General features: G+C 50.6%; 15 protein-coding genes, 1 rRNA gene and 1 riboswitch. Of the genes, 9 read left to right on the top strand and 7 right to left on the bottom strand.

The annotated features are described in order from the left end of the window. Positions 1-90: 90 nt before the first annotated feature. From WN56_RS09855 to WN56_RS09845, 3 genes are all read left to right on the top strand, one after another. Positions 91-468, top strand: coding sequence for a VOC family protein (locus WN56_RS09855; protein ID WP_046074842.1), 378 nt, complete (start codon positions 91-93; stop codon positions 466-468). Between the two features lie 29 nt (positions 469-497). Next, complete coding sequence (locus tag WN56_RS09850; RefSeq protein ID WP_046074841.1) at positions 498-896, top strand: VOC family protein; 399 nt, start codon at positions 498-500, stop codon at positions 894-896. A gap of 213 nt (positions 897-1,109) precedes the next feature. Beyond that, on the top strand, positions 1,110-1,547 hold the full coding sequence (locus WN56_RS09845) for an Hsp20 family protein (RefSeq protein WP_046074840.1): 438 nt from the start codon (positions 1,110-1,112) through the stop codon (positions 1,545-1,547). A gap of 568 nt (positions 1,548-2,115) precedes the next feature. Here WN56_RS09845 and WN56_RS09840 read toward each other — a convergent pair. The 3 genes from WN56_RS09840 to glyQ form a co-directional block, all read right to left on the bottom strand. After that, entirely contained in the window at positions 2,116-3,369 is a 1,254-nt protein-coding gene (locus WN56_RS09840; RefSeq protein WP_046074839.1) for a valine--pyruvate transaminase, read from the bottom strand. Positions 3,370-3,745: 376 nt separating this feature from the next. Then, positions 3,746-5,818, bottom strand: coding sequence for a glycine--tRNA ligase subunit beta (gene glyS / locus WN56_RS09835; RefSeq protein WP_046074838.1), 2,073 nt, complete (start codon positions 5,816-5,818; stop codon positions 3,746-3,748). Between the two features lie 9 nt (positions 5,819-5,827). Continuing rightward, the gene (gene glyQ, locus WN56_RS09830; protein WP_046074837.1) at positions 5,828-6,739 is read right to left on the bottom strand and encodes a glycine--tRNA ligase subunit alpha; all 912 of its coding nucleotides are present in this window, start codon (positions 6,737-6,739) and stop codon (positions 5,828-5,830) included. A 175-nt stretch (positions 6,740-6,914) separates the two neighbouring features. Further along, positions 6,915-7,087: riboswitch (yybP-ykoY riboswitch) on the top strand. Positions 7,088-7,115: 28 nt separating this feature from the next. Here glyQ and WN56_RS09825 point away from each other — a divergent pair. Beyond that, complete coding sequence (locus WN56_RS09825; protein ID WP_046074836.1) at positions 7,116-7,676, top strand: TMEM165/GDT1 family protein; 561 nt, start codon at positions 7,116-7,118, stop codon at positions 7,674-7,676. 33 nt (positions 7,677-7,709) lie between these two features. On the opposite strand, the gene tusA is transcribed toward WN56_RS09825, so the two are convergent. Further along, positions 7,710-7,958 (bottom strand): sulfurtransferase TusA, encoded by a 249-nt coding sequence (tusA, locus tag WN56_RS09820; protein WP_046074835.1) that lies wholly within the window; start codon positions 7,956-7,958, stop codon positions 7,710-7,712. A gap of 121 nt (positions 7,959-8,079) precedes the next feature. Between tusA and WN56_RS09815 the strand changes: the two genes are divergently transcribed. Continuing rightward, positions 8,080-8,283 (top strand): hypothetical protein, encoded by a 204-nt coding sequence (locus tag WN56_RS09815; protein WP_046074834.1) that lies wholly within the window; start codon positions 8,080-8,082, stop codon positions 8,281-8,283. Between the two features lie 130 nt (positions 8,284-8,413). Here the strand turns inward: WN56_RS09815 and WN56_RS09810 are convergent, their stop codons facing one another. The 3 genes from WN56_RS09810 to fadB form a co-directional block, all read right to left on the bottom strand. Then, on the bottom strand, positions 8,414-9,406 hold the full coding sequence (locus WN56_RS09810; RefSeq protein ID WP_046074833.1) for an MDR family oxidoreductase: 993 nt from the start codon (positions 9,404-9,406) through the stop codon (positions 8,414-8,416). 159 nt (positions 9,407-9,565) lie between these two features. Continuing rightward, complete coding sequence (gene fadA, locus WN56_RS09805) at positions 9,566-10,729, bottom strand: acetyl-CoA C-acyltransferase FadA (RefSeq protein ID WP_046074832.1); 1,164 nt, start codon at positions 10,727-10,729, stop codon at positions 9,566-9,568. Positions 10,730-10,745: 16 nt separating this feature from the next. After that, positions 10,746-12,926, bottom strand: coding sequence for a fatty acid oxidation complex subunit alpha FadB (gene fadB, locus WN56_RS09800; protein ID WP_046074831.1), 2,181 nt, complete (start codon positions 12,924-12,926; stop codon positions 10,746-10,748). Positions 12,927-13,142: 216 nt separating this feature from the next. Between fadB and WN56_RS09795 the strand changes: the two genes are divergently transcribed. The 4 genes from WN56_RS09795 to WN56_RS09780 all read left to right on the top strand — a co-directional run. Beyond that, a complete protein-coding gene (locus tag WN56_RS09795; protein WP_046074893.1) occupies positions 13,143-13,781 on the top strand; it encodes a YigZ family protein in 639 nt (212 codons plus the stop codon). Between the two features lie 67 nt (positions 13,782-13,848). Next, complete coding sequence (locus WN56_RS09790; protein ID WP_046074830.1) at positions 13,849-15,306, top strand: TrkH family potassium uptake protein; 1,458 nt, start codon at positions 13,849-13,851, stop codon at positions 15,304-15,306. Positions 15,307-15,327: 21 nt separating this feature from the next. Next, positions 15,328-15,873 carry a menaquinone-dependent protoporphyrinogen IX dehydrogenase gene (gene hemG / locus WN56_RS09785; RefSeq protein WP_046074829.1) on the top strand — a complete coding sequence of 182 codons (546 nt, stop codon included), beginning with the start codon at positions 15,328-15,330 and terminating at the stop codon, positions 15,871-15,873. A gap of 553 nt (positions 15,874-16,426) precedes the next feature. Next, positions 16,427-17,013: ribosomal RNA gene (locus WN56_RS09780) — 16S ribosomal RNA — on the top strand; the annotation flags it as partial.

Below are 17,013 nucleotides of genomic sequence, written 5' to 3'. Positions count from 1 at the left end.
CAAATCGCAATGCATAACTGTTTTTATATACAGTACATCTAGCGCGAGTACACTTATCATTCCCTTAACGACAAAGTGATAGGAAGCCTGATGTCTATAAAAACGCGTGCTAATCTGCAATTGGTTTATGTTTCTGATATTGACCGTTCTGTGGGTTTCTATCAGCAACTGTTTCAATGTGATCCTGTCTTTACCAGTCCCAGGTATGTGGCGTTTTCTGCCTCTGAGCAGGGAGATGCCTTATTCGCGTTGTGGACAGGCGGCGAGCAGCCCTCACCCTCGATGACACGACTGAGTGAAATTGGCATTATGGTGCCTACCAATGATGACGTTGATGCCGTTTTTGACCAATGGTCGAACAACCTAACCATCAATGTTGTGCAAGCTCCTTACGATGATGTGTTTGGTCGAACATTCGTGATTCAAGACCCTGATGGGCATCTCGTGCGCGTTGCGCCGCTTGATTAAGCATATCGCTATTCCAATAAGGAGCAATTATGATTGACCATCTAAGTACCTACGCAACGAACTTCTCGGCAACTAAAGAGTTCTATCGTTCGGTGTTTGAACCGCTCGGCTATGCGATCCAAATGGAGTTTGTTGCAGAATGGAATACTGATTTTCCGACCCAGCGAATGTGTGCTTTTGGACCAAGCGATCGGCCCATCTTTTGGGTGATAGAAACCCAGACTCCCTATACCCCTCGTCATATAGCATTTTCATCACCAACAAGAGCGACAGTGGAGGCGTTTTACGATGCTGGAATGGAGGCTGGGGGAATCGATAATGGTAAGCCAGGTCTGAGGCCTATGTATCACAACCATTACTTTGGGGCATTTCTTATTGACCCAGACGGCAATAACATTGAAGCGGTATGTCATCATCCAGAGCCGTAGTTTATTAAAGCGGTCAGAGGTATTTGAACGTACCCGTATGGGTAGATAAAACGGTAACACGTCTGGCGATGATAAAAATCGTTCGATGAGGCTTGAAATCAAATTACCCAACCCTATATACAGTAATGAGGCGATGCCATTGGGTCGCCGGGGGCTTGTCCAGGTTGGAAAGCCGTAGATAACATTTTATTGCTTCATAGGAAGGATAAGATTATGCGTAACTTTGATTTCTCTCCACTCTATCGTACCGCGATTGGCTTTGACCGTTTGTTTGATTTGGTTGAAAACACGAATGCGTCAAATGCAGGTGGTTTTCCTCCTTACAATATTGAGCAAGGCAAAGAGAACCAATACCGAATCACAATGGCGGTAGCAGGCTTTAGCCAAGACGAAGTAGACATTACCCAACAAAAGAACAGCCTAACGGTTGCGGGTAAAAAAGCCAGCCGTAATCAAGATACGAAGTTCTTGTATCAGGGCATTGCTGAGCGTGACTTCGAACGCAAGTTCCACCTCGACGATCATATTAAAGTGACGGGGGCGGAAATGGAAAACGGTATGCTTCATATTGATTTGGTGCGTGAGGTGCCTGAAGAGGAGAAACCTCGTCGTATCGAAATCGGTAGCCGTTTACTCGAAAACGTTGAGTAAGTGTCGGCCATAACGATACGAAAAAGGAGAGGGCAGCACCGCTGCCCTTTTTTGTGGATAGCAAATCGTGATGTTCAGATTCACTAGCCGGCTTCAATCCTTCTCATTATAGACACGTTCTTTTCACTCGCCGCTGTTGGTGAATAGCCCTAGCGAATGAAGGTGAAGGTTGAACCCACGATTGTAGCCTGGCCGAAAAGAATCTCCGTAGGCTCGTGGACTTGAATAAGATTCGCACAGATTGGAGCCGATAGGTTTCACGTGGAACATTTGGATTGTCTTAATAGAACGATCCAAGCCAAGCCGAACCAAACCACATGATTGTTCGCACTGCGCCGTATTACCCCGTTTAGAAATATGGGGTGCAGAATGGTTCGATAGTTAGATCAAGCGACCGATGATTAAGGCTTAAGCTGATGAAAGGAGAAAGTAGTCGGTCAGCAGAAGAAGGTCTGGTTAGATAGAAGCGAGAAGGAAAATGTTATGGCGCATTTTCTCGTTGCCAGAGGTTTAATGACAGGTTTCACGTGGAACATGTATGTACTTGTGTTCCACGTGAAACCAAAACTTATCCTTCGTCGTAGGCGCGCGCGACTTCTTCAGCAATCACTTTTATACCTTGTTGCATAGCATCATCCTCTTGGACATAGTTCATGCGTATGCATTGCTTAGCATGATCCCAGCCTTCGTGATCGACACCAATAAAGAAATATTCTCCGGGGACAACCAGTACACCGCGAGCTTTTAAGCGTTTATATAACTCTTGGGTAGAGATTGGGAGCTCGTTAAACCAGAGCCACAGGAAGATAGCTCCTTCTGGCTTATGAACACGAACTCGCTCATCATTAATGGTCTCAAGCACCATCTTTAATGTGCGCTGTGACTTTTGCTGGTAGAAAGGACGAACGACGTCTTTGCTTAAGCGTAATAGATCACCGCGTTCTATCATTGCTAGTGCCATTGCTGGCCCCATACTGTTTGGCGACAGGCTGACGATACCATTGATGTTGGACATCGCATTGATCACCGTTTCATTGGCAATCACAATCCCGCAACGCACACCAGGCAAACCTAGCTTACTGAGGCTCGAGCAGAGTATGGTGTTGTCATTCCAGAACGGTGCAACGTCTTCAAAAATAATATCCGGGAAGGGCGTGCCATAAGCGTTATCGATGATCAGTGGAATATTGTGGTCGCGCGCGAGTTGGTCCAGTTGTCGGATTTCGTTATCGGTTAGCACATTCCCGGTTGGGTTAGTCGGGCGGGAGGCACAGATGGCACCAATGCTCCCATCAATCTTCAGGCGGCTGAAGTCGACATGGTATTTAAATTGGCGGTTATCCAATAATTCAATCTCAGGTTGATAGCTAACAAAGATATCGTCGTTGATACCGGCGTCACCATAGCCGATATACTCGGGGGCGAGGGGTAGCAATATTTTTTTGTGGCTGCCATCGGCATAGCGCCCCGCTAATAGGTTAAACAGATAAAAGAATGCACTTTGGCTGCCATTGGTCAGCATGATGTTTTTGCTTGACAGCTGCCAGCCATAAGTCTTATTCAGCAGCTCGGCGAGGGCATTCAGTAATGCCGATTTTCCTTGTGGACCATCGTAGTTTGCCATGGCGTGAACGAGACTACCGTCGTCGAGCATTGATTGGCTTAGCGTCTTAAAGTAGTCGAGCATTTCCGGGATCGCAGCGGGGTTGCCGCCCCCCAACATAATGGCGTCTGGATTACGTAAGCCGTCATTAAGATCGTCCATTAACTGTGTGATGCCCGAGTGATTTGCGAACTTCTCTCCAAAGTGAGTGACTTCCATGATTACTACCTTTAAATATCTGTATCGATGTTGTGGTTAAGCTGCAATCAACATACAACAATCTATTGTGTAAAAGAAAGCATGGTAAGTTTGTTATCGTCTCGTCATTAAAGGGTATGGTTGACGGGGTTGTTACGCTATCGGTACACACTAGGGCGAAAGTCGCTTAGAGGTGTAGAAATCCAAGTGTTCCACGTGAAACCAACTCGGCTTGGCTCGACAAACAGGGTGATTAGCGTCATTAAATTGGGTAGCCAACGAGGCTGAGAGCTGATAGCAAGGTAGATGAGAATTGGTAGCGAAGAGGGGCGTCCGCGTATCAACACCCAAAAAAAGCCCCGCGTCATAGCGGGGCTGAGTCGTGTGTTGCTGATAATTACTTCTGTAGAACAGAAATATCTGCCACGTTGAGGAACTGCTCACGGATAAGGTGAAGCATCGCCAAGCGGTTGGCTTTCAGTGCAGGATCATCTGCCATAACCATCACGTTATCAAAGAAGGTATCAACCGGTGTACGCAATTGCGCCAGCTCGGTCAAAGCGCCTTGATAATCGCTGTCATCAAATAAAGGTTTAACCGCAGCGACTTTCTCTGCGACCACGTCCGCCAATGCTTTTTCAGCGTCTTCTTGTAGCAAGCTAGTATTGACGCTGCTAGGGAGCTCGCCGTCATACTTGGCCAAGATATTGCCTACACGCTTGTTGGCCGCGGCAAGTGCTTCGGCTTCTTCAAGACTGCGGAAGTGCGACACCGCTTTCACGCGGCTGTCAAAGTCAGCAGGCTTGGTTGGTCGACGTGCTAACACGGCTTGGATGATATCAACGCTATAGCCCATATCTTGGTACCAAGCGCGGAAACGACCTAGCATAAAGTCGAGGACATCCGCCTCTACCTCTTTGTGAGTCAGACGGTCATCGTACTGAGCTTTGGCATCACGGATGAGGTCGACAAGATCAAGCTGATAGCCGCCGTTCTCGACGATAATACGTAGAACGCCTAACGCGGCCCGACGCAGGGCGAAGGGGTCGCTCCCTTTCGGTGCTTGACCAATACCAAAGATGCCCACGATGGTATCCATTTTGTCAGCCATCGCGAGTGCTGAGGAGACCGGTGTGGTAGGTAGCTTATCACCGGCGAAGCGCGGCCAGTATTGCTCATTCAGTGCCAGCGCTACGGCTTCAGGCTCGCCATCATGACGCGCATAGTGCATGCCCATCACGCCTTGGGTTTCGGTGAACTCAAACACCATCGAGGTCATGAGATCGCACTTAGCCAGTTGGCCCGCGCGCTCAGTGTGTGACTTGTCGGCGCCGATACGCTCTGCAATCTGTCCTGCGAGTGCAGTAATGCGATCGGTTTTATCTTTGATGGTACCTAATTGCTTTTGGAATACCGCGCTATCAAGCTCTGGCAGGCGATCAATCAATGGGCGCTTGCGGTCAGTATCAAAGAAGAACTCCGCATCCGCGAGGCGAGGACGCACGACTTTTTCATTCCCTGAGATAACCTGCGCCGGATCTTTCGATTCAATGTTCGACACGAAGATGAACTTGGGCAGTAGCTCGCCGTTAGCGTCATAAACCGGGAAGTACTTTTGGTCGCCTTTCATGGTGTACACCAGCGCTTCTGATGGCACCTTAAGGAACTTGTCTTCGAAAGAGGCCGTCAGTACCACTGGCCATTCCACCAGTGAGGTGACTTCTTCAACCAAGTCTTCATCAAGCTCAGCAATCCCGCCAACCGCGTCAGCCGCTGCTTTGGCATCTTTAATAATCAACGCCTTACGCTTTTCATAATCGGCCATGACTTTACCTTCACGCTCAAGGCGCTCTGGGTATTGGTCAGCATGATCCAGCGTTAAGCTAGATTCACCCATAAAGCGGTGACCTCGAATCACGCGATCAGACGCCACGCCTAGGATGGTGCCTTCAATCAAGGTGTCCCCATACAGCATCACCAAGGTTTTCACTGGGCGGATAAACTGGGTGTCTTTGTCACCCCAGCGCATGGGTTTAGGAATAGGCAGCTTGCTCAGAGCGTTATCGGCCAGTACCGGCAGTAAGGCGTCAATGGCTTGACCGGGTACGTGTTGACGATACAGCAACCATTCACCTTTATCGGTTTTTAGGCGCTCGGCCTCGCTCACGTCAATCCCGTTACCGCGCGCCCAACCCATGGCCGCTTTGGTGGGGTTGCCATCTGCGTCAAAGGCGGCACTAACCGCAGGACCGCGCTTCTCAACCACTTTATCTGGCTGGCGATCGCTCAACGCCGCCACTTTAAGTGCTAAGCGACGTGGGGAGGCGTACCAAGTAATGCCTTGGTGGCTCAGATCAGCGTCTTTCAATTGTGCGTCGAATTGGCTGGCAAAAGCTTCAGCCAAGGTGCGCAAGGCTGTGGGTGGTAGCTCTTCAGTGCCGAGCTCAATCAGGAAATTTTGCGTTGCCATGATGCTCCCTTATTTGGTGTGTCGGCACATCGGGAAGCCCAGCGCTTCGCGAGATGCGTAGTAGGCTTCGGCGACACGTTTAGTCAGTGTGCGAATGCGCAGAATATAGCGTTGACGTTCAGTCACTGAGATGGCTTTACGCGCATCCAGCAGGTTGAACGCATGACCGGCTTTTAGGATCTGTTCGTAAGCAGGCAACGGGAGCGGCTGCTCGAGATCCAGAAGCTTGGTACTTTCGGCTTCGCACTGATCAAAGTAGCGGAACAGAAAATCAACATCAGCGTGTTCAAAGTTGTAGGTCGATTGCTCCACTTCGTTTTGGTGGAAAATATCGCCGTAGGTGACTTTGCCAAATGGGCCATCGGTCCAAACCAGATCATACACAGAATCGACTTCTTGAATGTACATCGCTAGACGTTCGATACCGTAGGTAATCTCACCGGTGACCGGTTTACATTCCAATCCGCCGACTTGCTGGAAGTAGGTAAACTGGGTGATCTCCATCCCGTTCAGCCAGACTTCCCAGCCGAGGCCCCAAGCGCCAAGCGTTGGGTTTTCCCAGTTATCTTCCACAAAGCGAATGTCGTGGACTTCTGGGTCAATTCCCAGCACTCGCAGCGAGCCTAAATACAGCTCTTGAATGTTATCGGGTGACGGCTTCAGGATGGTTTGAAACTGGTAGTAGTGCTGCAGACGGTTCGGGTTCTCGCCATAACGCCCATCGGTAGGACGACGAGAAGGTTGAACGTAAGCCGCTGCAATGGGCTCTGGACCAAGTGCACGCAAGCATGTCATTGGGTGGGAGGTACCTGCACCCACTTCCATGTCTAGCGGCTGAACAATGGTACAGCCTTGCTGGGCCCAATAATCCTGCAGCGCGAGGATCATACCCTGAAAGGTTTTGATATCGAATTTATGCATTGTCAGGTTCGCGCGAGTTGATGAATGGAGAAAATAGCTGGCAATTATAACTCGCAGCGCGCTCAAGCAGTAGGGGGCTGGCGGATTTTTGTGCGCCTTTGAGGCGCTTATTTTCTCCGTGCAGGGGCAAGAGGAATAGAAGTTGCCAAGCGATTGTTCAAATCGTACACTAGCGCCGTCTTGGGGAGTAGTCGACCACTGCACAGTCAGTGGGGCAATCATCAACATAGTTGAAGCAAAATCTTCATGGTGATTGCAAGCCTGCCATTAGGTGCTCTGGGCTTGACGAGACCAACGACAATCGCACGAACCGGGGTGGGGCGTGTGTGTTGTCGTGGTTGAATCATAATAAGCCCTGCCCCAGATGAGCAATGTCATGAGCGTTCTTGCCATTTCTATCTCTACCGTCACCTTGGCGGAAATCGGGGATAAAACCCAATTATTATCGCTGGCGTTAGCGACACGTTTTCGTAAACCTGCGGTGATTATCAGTGCCATTTTATTGGCGACGTTAGTCAATCACGCCATTGCTGCTTGGCTCGGCGTGGTTGCGGCCGATATTCTGACCGATACCGTATTGCATATTATTTTGATCATCAGTTTTGGCGTGATGGCGGTATGGATGCTGATCCCGGATAAGCTTGAGGATGAAGGTATTCAGGGCAAAAGCGCGTTTTGGGCGAGCTTCAGTGCGTTCTTTGTCGCAGAAATTGGCGATAAAACCCAGCTCGCCACGACCGCATTGGGCGCACAGTTTAATGAAGCGTTGTGGGTGGTAGTGATTGGATCAACCATTGGTATGTTGCTAGCCAATGTCCCTGTGGTGCTGGCGGGTGATAAAATTCAGCGCCATGTCCCGCTTGCTGTCGTGCGGGTGCTCGCGGCGGCGATGTTTGCCGCATTGGCTGTGCTCGATACTTGGTATCTACTGAGCTAACGCAGGACAATGATGAATGAGTAAGGGTTGGCGTTATGCCAGCCCTTTTTTGATCAAAAACTGAAACGGCACGCTCTCTGTTTGGGCTGCGATAAGGGTGTGATCCATAAAACGACAAAAGCTGGGAATATCACGCGTGGTTGAGGGATCATCGGCGGTAATCAGCAAGGTTTGTCCCTCGTCCATATGACGGATACGTTTACGTACCATCATTACAGGCTCCGGGCAGCGCAGGCCTAAGGCATCAAGTTGAAGATCGGCGTGGTCAAAAGCGAGTGTCATTGTTTTTACCTCAAAAAGTGTCGACCTGATCATACTTATGGCGACAAATTATTCAAACAGGGTTGCGCTTGTAAATGAGTTGTGTAAATTATTTAACAAGTCGTTAACGAAAGGCGGAATCATGAAAAAAGCACAAACGAGCACATTGAGCTTGGCTTATGGACACCGTATCGCTGCTTACACAGGGCTTAGCGGACTCGCTTTTTGGGGATTAACGCACAGTCATGAGCACACTCTCTTGGCAACACTAGCAATCTGCGCCGCAGCCTTGGGGTTATTGGTAGAAGCCTTATCGACCTCAACGCCACGCTCGCAGCCTGACTAGGCTAACTCACTCAACAGCTACACTCACTCCCAGTTTTCTTGGGCTTCCCCGCTCTTCGAGCGGGATTTTTTTTGTCTGCACGTCGCCAATAAAGGCCAACCCGTAATAAAGATTGGCCTTTTTGCGCGGATTAGTCTTGGTGAGCGATCTCGATAACGACGCGGCCTTTCACCTCGCCCTGAATAATTTTATCCGCATACTCTGGGGTTTGCGCCAGTGCGATGGTGTGGCACGCCTGTTCAAAGTAACTGGCGGGCAATAGCTTGGTCAGTGACTGCCACGCAGCTTGACGTTGCGCTTTCGGGCAAGAGACTGAATCGACACCTTGCAATCGCACATTGCGCAAAATAAACGGCATCACAGTGGCGGGTAAATCGAAACCGCCGGCAAGGCCGCATGCGGCAACTGTGCCACCGTACTGGATTTGTGAAAGGACATTGGCGAGCATTTGACTGCCCACGGTATCAATTGCGCCTGCCCACTGTTGCTTGTCCAGCGGGCGACCTGGTGCGCTAAAGGACTCGCGCGGTAGCACTTCGTCAGCGCCTAGTTGCTTAAGCCACGCTTGGTTGGCTTCAAGTCGGCCTGTGACGGCACTGACGCGATAGCCCAACGCATGCAATAAGGTGACCGCGACAGAGCCAACGCCGCCACTGGCTCCGGTGACTACCACAGGGCCATCTTCAGGTTTGACGCCACCATCGATTAAGGCTTGCACACATAACATCGCGGTAAACCCCGCGGTGCCTACCATCATTGCTTGTTGCGCAGTGAGCCCCTCAGGAAGGGGAACGAGCCAGTCGCCATTAACACGCGCTTTCTCTGCCATGCCTCCCCAGTGTGCTTCACCGACGCCCCAACCAGTGAGCACCACTTTATCTCCGGGTTGATAGTCGGGGTGTTGGCTATCGGCAACTGTGCCGGCAAAGTCGATCCCTGGCACCATGGGGAATTGGCGAACAATCTTACCTTTGCCGGTAATGGCTAAGCCGTCTTTATAATTGAGGGAGCTGAAATCAACATTGACGGTGACATTGCCTTCTGGAAGAAGGTCATCATCGAGTGAGGTGATTTTGGCGAGGGTTTGCTTTTCGTGTTGTTCAAGGACAAGCGCGTTAAACATGGCATTCTCCCGGTTGAAGTCAGTGAGTGGCCATACTAGGCCAGATGATGTTACCACCACATGCGTTACATCAATCACTATGCGATTGCGTGCGGGATGACGCAAGCCAAAAAAAGAGCGGACGTAGCCGCTCTTTATTGATGAAAGTGCGCATTGTGGTTAGACGCGTTCGAACACTGTCGCAATCCCCTGACCGAGACCAATGCACATGGTCGCTAAGCCTAAGGTAGCATCTTGGCGTTCCATTTGATGTAGCAAGGTGGTCGAGATGCGTGCGCCGGAACAGCCTAGCGGGTGACCCAGTGCAATTGCACCACCGTTGAGGTTAACTTTGTCATCCACTTTATCCATCAGGCCAAGATCTTTGACACAAGGCAGAGACTGGGCGGCAAATGCCTCATTCAGTTCGACCAAGTCAATGTCATCGATGCTTAGGCCCGCACGTTTGAGCGCTTTTTTGGTCGCTGGGACCGGACCATATCCCATAATGGATGGGTCACAGCCGGCGACGCCCATGGCACGGATACGTGCACGGATAGGCAGCCCCAAGGCTTTGGCCTTTTCTTCACTCATCACCAACATTGCAGAGGCACCATCCGATAGTGCCGACGACGAGCCAGCGGTTACTGTGCCATTGGCAGGGTCAAAGGCGGGGCGTAAACCAGCGAGGCTCTCTACAGTGGTTTCTGGACGAATCACTTCATCGTCTTCCACCAAGGTGAGTAAGCCATCGGCATCATGGCCTTCAATAGGCGCAATCTCATCTCTAAAACGGCCTTCCACGGTGGCGGCATGCGCACGGGCATGAGAACGAGCGGCAAACTGGTCTTGCATTTCACGACTGATGCCATGCATGCGACCGAGCATTTCTGCGGTCAGTCCCATCATGCCAGCGGCTTTAGCGACTGACTTAGATAAGCCAGGGTGGAAGTCGACACCATGGTTCATCGGCACGTGGCCCATGTGTTCGACACCACCAATCAAGAAGGTGTCGCCATCACCGACCATGATTGCGCGAGCCGCATCGTGCAGTGCCTGCATCGACGAGCCACACAGGCGGTTGACCGTGGTGGCACCCACGCTATGTGGAATGCCAGCAAGGAGCGCCGCATTACGGGCAATGTTGAAACCTTGCTCGAGCGTTTGTTGTACACAGCCCCAGTAGATGTCTTCAATACTGGTGCTGTCTACCCCAGGGTTACGTACCAATAGAGACTTCATCAGGTGCGCGGATAGATCTTCAGCACGAACGTGGCGAAACACACCGCCTTTCGAACGGCCCATGGGGGTACGGATACAGTCAACGATCACTACATTGTTCATTGTTCTCTCCTTAAACTTAGGCTGATTGCGGTGCGTTGACCGGTGTGACATCAAAGTAAGCCTGTTTATCGCTGGCACGACGTTTCATATCCGTAGGAACATGATACAAAGCGCCGAGCTCAGAGAATTTGTCAGCCATGGCGACGTAGTTATCAACACCCAAAGTATCGACATAACGGAAGGCACCGCCTCGGAATGGCGGGAAGCCGATACCGTAAACCAAAGCAATGTCTGCTTCTGCCGGAGAGGCAATGATGTTTTCTTCCAAACAGCGGGCGACTTCGTTGATCATCGGCACCATCATGCGAGCGATAATATCCTCGTCACTGATCTCTGCTTGACCCCCTTCAATTACGGGTGCGAGCAAAGCAGGGACGGCTTCATCGGCTTCTTTTTTCGGCTTGCCTTTTTTGTCTGTGGTGTAGCGGTAGAAGCCTTTGCCATTCTTCTGACCAAAGCGCTCGGCCTCAAACATCACATCAATGGCATCGCGGCCAGACTTACTCATGCGGTCTGGGAAGCCTTCTGCCATCACTGCCTGCGCATGATGTGCGGTATCAATACCGACCACGTCAAGCAGATACGCCGGACCCATCGGCCAGCCAAATTGTTTTTCCATGATTTTATCAATGCGCTGGAAGTCCACCCCGTCACGCAGTAGCAAGCTAAAGGCATGGAAGTAGGGGAACAATACACGGTTGACGAAAAAGCCGGGGCAGTCGTTGACGACCACGGGCGACTTACCCATCTTGGCGGCGTAAGCCACCACGCGTGCGATGGTTTCATCAGAGGTTTTCTCGCCACGAATCACTTCCACTAATGGCATGCGATGAACCGGGTTAAAGAAGTGCATGCCACAGAAGTTTTCTGGACGGGCCAATGACTTCGCCAGTGTATTGATAGGAATGGTAGAGGTGTTGGACGCAATGACCGTGTCGTCACTGACTAGCGCTTCGACTTCTTTGAGGACGCTGGTTTTCACTTTCGGGTTCTCGACCACGGCCTCGACGATCACGTCACTTTGCTCAATGCCCGCATAGTGAAGACTTGGGGTGATTGACGACAATACTTGGCCCATTTTAAAACCATCGACACGACCACGCTCTAGCTGCTTATTCAGCAGCTTGGTTGCTTCTTTCATACCGAGGTCGAGTGAGGCTTGGGCGATGTCTTTCATCATCACCGGCACGCCTTTCAGTGCCGATTGATAGGCAATGCCGCCGCCCATGATGCCTGCGCCTAATACCGCACCACGTTGTGTGTCTTTACCTTGTTTGGCTGCTTTTTTCGCGTTGCCTTTGATGACCTGGTCATTGAGGAAAATGCCCACCAAGGCTTGTGCGACATCGGTTTTGGCTAGCTTGACGAAATAGCGGTTTTCGACCTCAAGTGCCTCATCGCGTGTCATCCCTGCGGCTTCTTCAATGGCCGTCACTGCCGTCATTGGAGCCGGATAATGTTTCCCTGCAACTTGTGCCACCATGCCTTTGGCCATGGTAAAGCTCATCGCTGCCTCGGTGCGGTTAAGCTTCAGTGGTTGTTTTTTCTGTTGGCGACGGCTTTGCCAGTCAATTTTTTCGTCGATCGCTTGGCCTAGCATTCGAATCGCCGCGTCACGCAGGTGCGCGTTATCGACAACGGCATCCACTACGCCTTCTTTTAATGCCGCGGACGCGCGTTTTTCTTTCCCAGCAGTGATGATTTCCATCGCGGTATCGGCGCCGATAAGTCGAGGCAAGCGCACCGTACCACCGAAGCCGGGCATAATACCGAGCTTGGTTTCAGGAAGACCGATACGCGCGTCCTGACCTGCTACACGTAAATCGGTCGCGAGTATGCACTCACAGCCACCGCCGAGTGCATGGCCATTGACGGCACTAAGGGTGGGATAGGGTAAATCTTCTAAACGATTGAAAATGGCATTGGCGCGAGATACCCAATCAGAGAGCTCTTGGTCGGGTTTGGCAAACAATCCGAGAAATTCGGTAATGTCTGCGCCGACAATAAAGGCTGATTTAGCAGAGGTCAGCAGCAGTCCTTTAATATCATCGCGACCCGACAAGGCATCGAGGGCTTGGTCTAAGCTTTCTAGCGTTGCCAGATCCAATTTGTTGACAGAACCTTGGCTGTCTAGGGTCAGTTCTGCAATGCCGTTATCCAAAGCACGAACTGATAGGTTATCTCCTTGGTAGATCATGGTTGTTCTCCACGTTGGCAGTACCATCCTGGTTGAATAGTGTTCTGGTTAGACCAGATGCGACCTAGTGTGGATCATTGTTATAAGAAATGACAACCAAAAGTTAAACGAATGTTTAAAATATGTGGTGTGGGTTGTTTTTACTGTGGTCGAGTCCCTGTCGTGCTTGAGGGAATATGATACAGTGCATCGCTGAGAAACAAAGGTTGTACCATGATGCCTATCACCCCATACGCAGTGCCTGCTGACACCGTGAGGCACGAGCTTGAAATCAAAAAAAGCCGGTTTATTACGTATCTTGCTCATACGCCCGGAGAACAAGAGGCAAAGCAATTTATTCAATCGTTGCGAGAAGCGTATCCTGATGCACGCCATCACTGCTGGGCATTTGTCGCAGGCCGGCCTGAATCTTCCGTGCAATGGGGGTGTGGCGATGATGGTGAGCCAGCGGGAACGGCAGGCAAGCCGATGCTTGCGCAGTTATCAGGTGCGAACGTCGGTGAGATTTGTGCCGTGGTAGTACGCTATTTTGGCGGGATTAAACTGGGTACTGGGGGCTTGGTCAAAGCGTATGGCAGTAGTGTGCAGCAAGCCCTGGGCCTTTTGACCACGCGAGAAGTGGCAGTGACAGTCCCTTACACGATAAGCTGTGAATATGCTCACATTGATACGATAGAATCGCTGCTCAAGCAGTACGATGGCGTTCAGCTCGATGCAGAATTCAGCCATAATGTGCGATTGAGTGTGCGTATCGATGCGCGCTATATCGATGTGTTTCTTGAAGCACTTAAAAATCAAACCCGCGGACAAGCAAGCGCGCACCCGTTAGAACATAAGACAACGTCAGGCACTTAGCCTGCTTTACGTGTAACGACGAGACGGTAGAAAGTCGCTACCGCCGATAAGAGGGCCACGTCAGGCTATGCAATTTCGTTCCATTACCCGCATTGTCGGACTCCTGCTGGCCCTGTTCAGCATCACCATGTTAGCGCCTGCATTGGTTGCGTTTATCTATCGTGATGGCGCGGGCTATCCTTTTGTTTTGACGTTTTTTCTGCTACTCGCAGGTGGCGGGTTACTTTGGTTCCCCAATCGAAATTATCGGCATGAACTCAAAGCACGTGATGGCTTTTTGATTGTTGTATTATTCTGGACGGTGATCGGCAGTGCAGGGGCAGTTCCGTTGATGCTGTCTGAACAGCCCGATCTTTCCGTGAGCGAGGCGTTTTTTGAGTCCTTTTCTGGTTTAACCACGACGGGCGCAACCGTCATTGTGGGGCTAGATGAGTTACCTAAAGCGATTTTGTTCTATCGTCAGTTGCTACAGTGGTTTGGTGGTATGGGGATCATTGTGCTGGCGGTGGCCATCCTACCAGTACTCGGCATCGGGGGGATGCAGCTTTATCGCGCCGAGATCCCTGGCCCCGTGAAAGACACCAAAATGACACCTCGGATCGCTGAGACTGCCAAGGTGCTCTGGTACATTTATCTGACTTTAACCGTAAGTTGTGCCTTGGCCTACTGGCTGGCGGGCATGTCTGCCTTTGATGCCATTGGGCACAGCTTTTCGACCGTTGCCATCGGCGGGTTCTCAACCCACGATGCCAGCATTGGTCACTTTGATAGCACTGCGGTTAATCTCATCACTGTGGTGTTTCTGCTGATTTCTGCGTGTAACTTTTCTCTCCATTTCGCCGCCTTTGCCAATAATGGGCTCAATCTAAAGTTTTACTTGCGTGATCCAGAATTTCGCGCGTTTTTGGTGATTCAGTTCCTACTATGGCTGGTGGTGTTTACCATGCTGAGCGGGCATCAGGTTTATGAGAGCGCCACGGAAACCTTCACCCAGGCGCTATTTCAGTCGGTATCAATATCAACCACCGCGGGGTATACCACCACAACCTTTGCCCATTGGCCGTTGTTCCTCCCCGTTTTACTCTTGTTCTCGTCATTTATTGGTGGGTGTGCAGGCTCGACCGGTGGCGGGATGAAGGTCATTCGTATCTTGCTGTTGTCACTCCAAGGAACGCGAGAATTGAAACGCTTGGTGCACCCTCGCGCGGTATATACCATCAAAGTGGGTAATAAGGCGCTAAGGCAGCAAGTGGTTGATGCCGTATGGGGGTTCTTCTCCGCCTACGCGCTGGTATTTGTCATTTGTATGTTGGCCTTAATTGCGACGGGGATTGAAGAGCTAACGGCGTTTTCAGCCGTTGCAGCGACGCTCAATAACCTAGGCCCAGGGCTAGGCGAAGTGGCTGCTCACTTTGGTGATATTAATGACACGGCGAAGTGGGTATTGATCCTTGCCATGCTATTCGGTCGTTTAGAAATATTCACATTATTGGTTTTATTTACTCCCACATTCTGGCGGAGCTAGCCGTATGGGGAAGGAGAGGACATGAGCGAGCAAAGCAACGCAACGCAAAAAGTCTTACTGCTACATTCCAGCCGAGAAGGGCAGACCAAGAAAATCCTGCATTTTATCGAGCAACAGCTGGGGGCTTCGGCGCAGTGTGAGGTGAAAGATATTCATCAGCGGCCAGACATCGATCTCAGCCAATACGATCGGATACTGATTGGTGCGTCTATTCGCTATGGCCACTTTAATAAAAAGCTATATCAATTCATTGATGCGCATGCAGATCAGCTTAAAACCGTGAAAGCAGCATTCTTTAGTGTCAATCTCACCGCGCGTAAACCGGGGAAAGATACGCCAGAAACCAGCGCTTATAGCCGTAAGTTTATCGAAAAGTCACCCTGGACCCCCGAACTGCATGGTGTCTTTGCCGGCGCACTCTACTACCCACGTTATAAATGGTTTGATCGAGTGATGATTCGCTTCATCATGCATATCACGGGTGGGGAGACGGATACGACCAAAGAGGTTGAATACACGGATTGGCGAAAAGTGGCGGAATTTAGCGAGCAATTTGCCCGCTTTTAGGTCATAACGCTGATTGTTTGACCGAACGGCGACTTTTTCTAAAAAAAGTCGCTTTTTAGTCTTGCGAAGGTGAGTGGTTTCTCTATAATGCGCCTCCATCGACACGGCACGCAGGGCAAGCGTTCAGCGAGCATGTCGAGAAAAAAATCAAATAAAAATAAACGCTTGACGTGATTTTTTAAAAGATTAAGATGGCCGACCTACTTAACGCCAAGCGTTAGGGGAGTCAAAAAGAGGTTTTATTTCACCCGGCGGGTTGAGAATAAAAGATAAAATTTCTTCTTGACTTTAACGGCAAGGCGCGTAAGATACGCAGCCCTGACCAAGCGAAGCGCAGCTTCGCATCGTCAACGCTCTTTAACAATTTGACCTATGCAATCTGTGTGGGCACTCGTTGAGAATAGACAAAAAGATTTATTCGATGAACTGAGTGACCAAACGACAACTTTTACAGTTGTTCGGCACAGTCAATTCGTTTGTCTCGTAAGAGATGAACAAAACAGTATTTATCGAGCCGTTTGTCTTTCCTTTGGGAAAGCGAACACCAAAACTTAAATTGAAGAGTTTGATCATGGCTCAGATTGAACGCTGGCGGCAGGCCTAACACATGCAAGTCGAGCGGAAACGGCAGTATTGAAGCTTCGGTGGATTTACTGGACGTCGAGCGGCGGACGGGTGAGTAACGGCTGGGAACCTGCCCTGACGAGGGGGATAACCGTTGGAAACGACGGCTAATACCGCATAATGTCTACGGACCAAAGGTGGCCTCTACATGTAAGCTATCGCGTTGGGATGGGCCCAGTTAGGATTAGCTAGTTGGTAAGGTAATGGCTTACCAAGGCGACGATCCTTAGCTGGTTTGAGAGGATGATCAGCCACACTGGGACTGAGACACGGCCCAGACTCCTACGGGAGGCAGCAGTGGGGAATATTGCACAATGGGGGAGACCCTGATGCAGCCATGCCGCGTGTGTGAAGAAGGCCTTCGGGTTGTAAAGCACTTTCAGCAGTGAGGAAGGTGGTGTACTTAATACGTGCATGGCTTGACGTTAGCTGCAGAAGAAGCACCGGCTAACTCCGTGCCAGCAGCCGCGGTAATACGGAGGGTGCGAGCGTTAATCGGAATTACTGGGCGTAAAG

It is taken from the genome of Salinivibrio sp. KP-1 (assembly GCF_000968645.1).
Lineage (GTDB): Bacteria > Pseudomonadota > Gammaproteobacteria > Enterobacterales > Vibrionaceae > Salinivibrio > Salinivibrio siamensis.
Note: the sequence above shows the minus strand (reverse complement) of the source record. Positions and strands in the feature narration are given on the sequence as shown.

Excerpts from the sequence above, each read along its gene's own strand:
- glyQ (WP_046074837.1), bottom strand. The coding sequence starts at position 6,739 with ATGCATAAATTCGATATCAAAACCTTTCAGGGTATGATCCTCGCGCTG.
- WN56_RS09790 (WP_046074830.1), top strand. The coding sequence starts at position 13,849 with ATGCAATTTCGTTCCATTACCCGCATTGTCGGACTCCTGCTGGCCCTG.
- WN56_RS09840 (WP_046074839.1), bottom strand. The coding sequence starts at position 3,369 with ATGGAAGTCACTCACTTTGGAGAGAAGTTCGCAAATCACTCGGGCATC.
- hemG (WP_046074829.1), top strand. The coding sequence starts at position 15,328 with ATGAGCGAGCAAAGCAACGCAACGCAAAAAGTCTTACTGCTACATTCC.
- WN56_RS09815 (WP_046074834.1), top strand. The coding sequence starts at position 8,080 with ATGAAAAAAGCACAAACGAGCACATTGAGCTTGGCTTATGGACACCGT.
- tusA (WP_046074835.1), bottom strand. The coding sequence starts at position 7,958 with ATGACACTCGCTTTTGACCACGCCGATCTTCAACTTGATGCCTTAGGC.
- WN56_RS09855 (WP_046074842.1), top strand. The coding sequence starts at position 91 with ATGTCTATAAAAACGCGTGCTAATCTGCAATTGGTTTATGTTTCTGAT.
- fadB (WP_046074831.1), bottom strand. The coding sequence starts at position 12,926 with ATGATCTACCAAGGAGATAACCTATCAGTTCGTGCTTTGGATAACGGC.
- glyS (WP_046074838.1), bottom strand. The coding sequence starts at position 5,818 with ATGGCAACGCAAAATTTCCTGATTGAGCTCGGCACTGAAGAGCTACCA.
- WN56_RS09825 (WP_046074836.1), top strand. The coding sequence starts at position 7,116 with ATGAGCGTTCTTGCCATTTCTATCTCTACCGTCACCTTGGCGGAAATC.
- WN56_RS09795 (WP_046074893.1), top strand. The coding sequence starts at position 13,143 with ATGCCTATCACCCCATACGCAGTGCCTGCTGACACCGTGAGGCACGAG.
- WN56_RS09845 (WP_046074840.1), top strand. The coding sequence starts at position 1,110 with ATGCGTAACTTTGATTTCTCTCCACTCTATCGTACCGCGATTGGCTTT.
- fadA (WP_046074832.1), bottom strand. The coding sequence starts at position 10,729 with ATGAACAATGTAGTGATCGTTGACTGTATCCGTACCCCCATGGGCCGT.
- WN56_RS09810 (WP_046074833.1), bottom strand. The coding sequence starts at position 9,406 with ATGTTTAACGCGCTTGTCCTTGAACAACACGAAAAGCAAACCCTCGCC.
- WN56_RS09850 (WP_046074841.1), top strand. The coding sequence starts at position 498 with ATGATTGACCATCTAAGTACCTACGCAACGAACTTCTCGGCAACTAAA.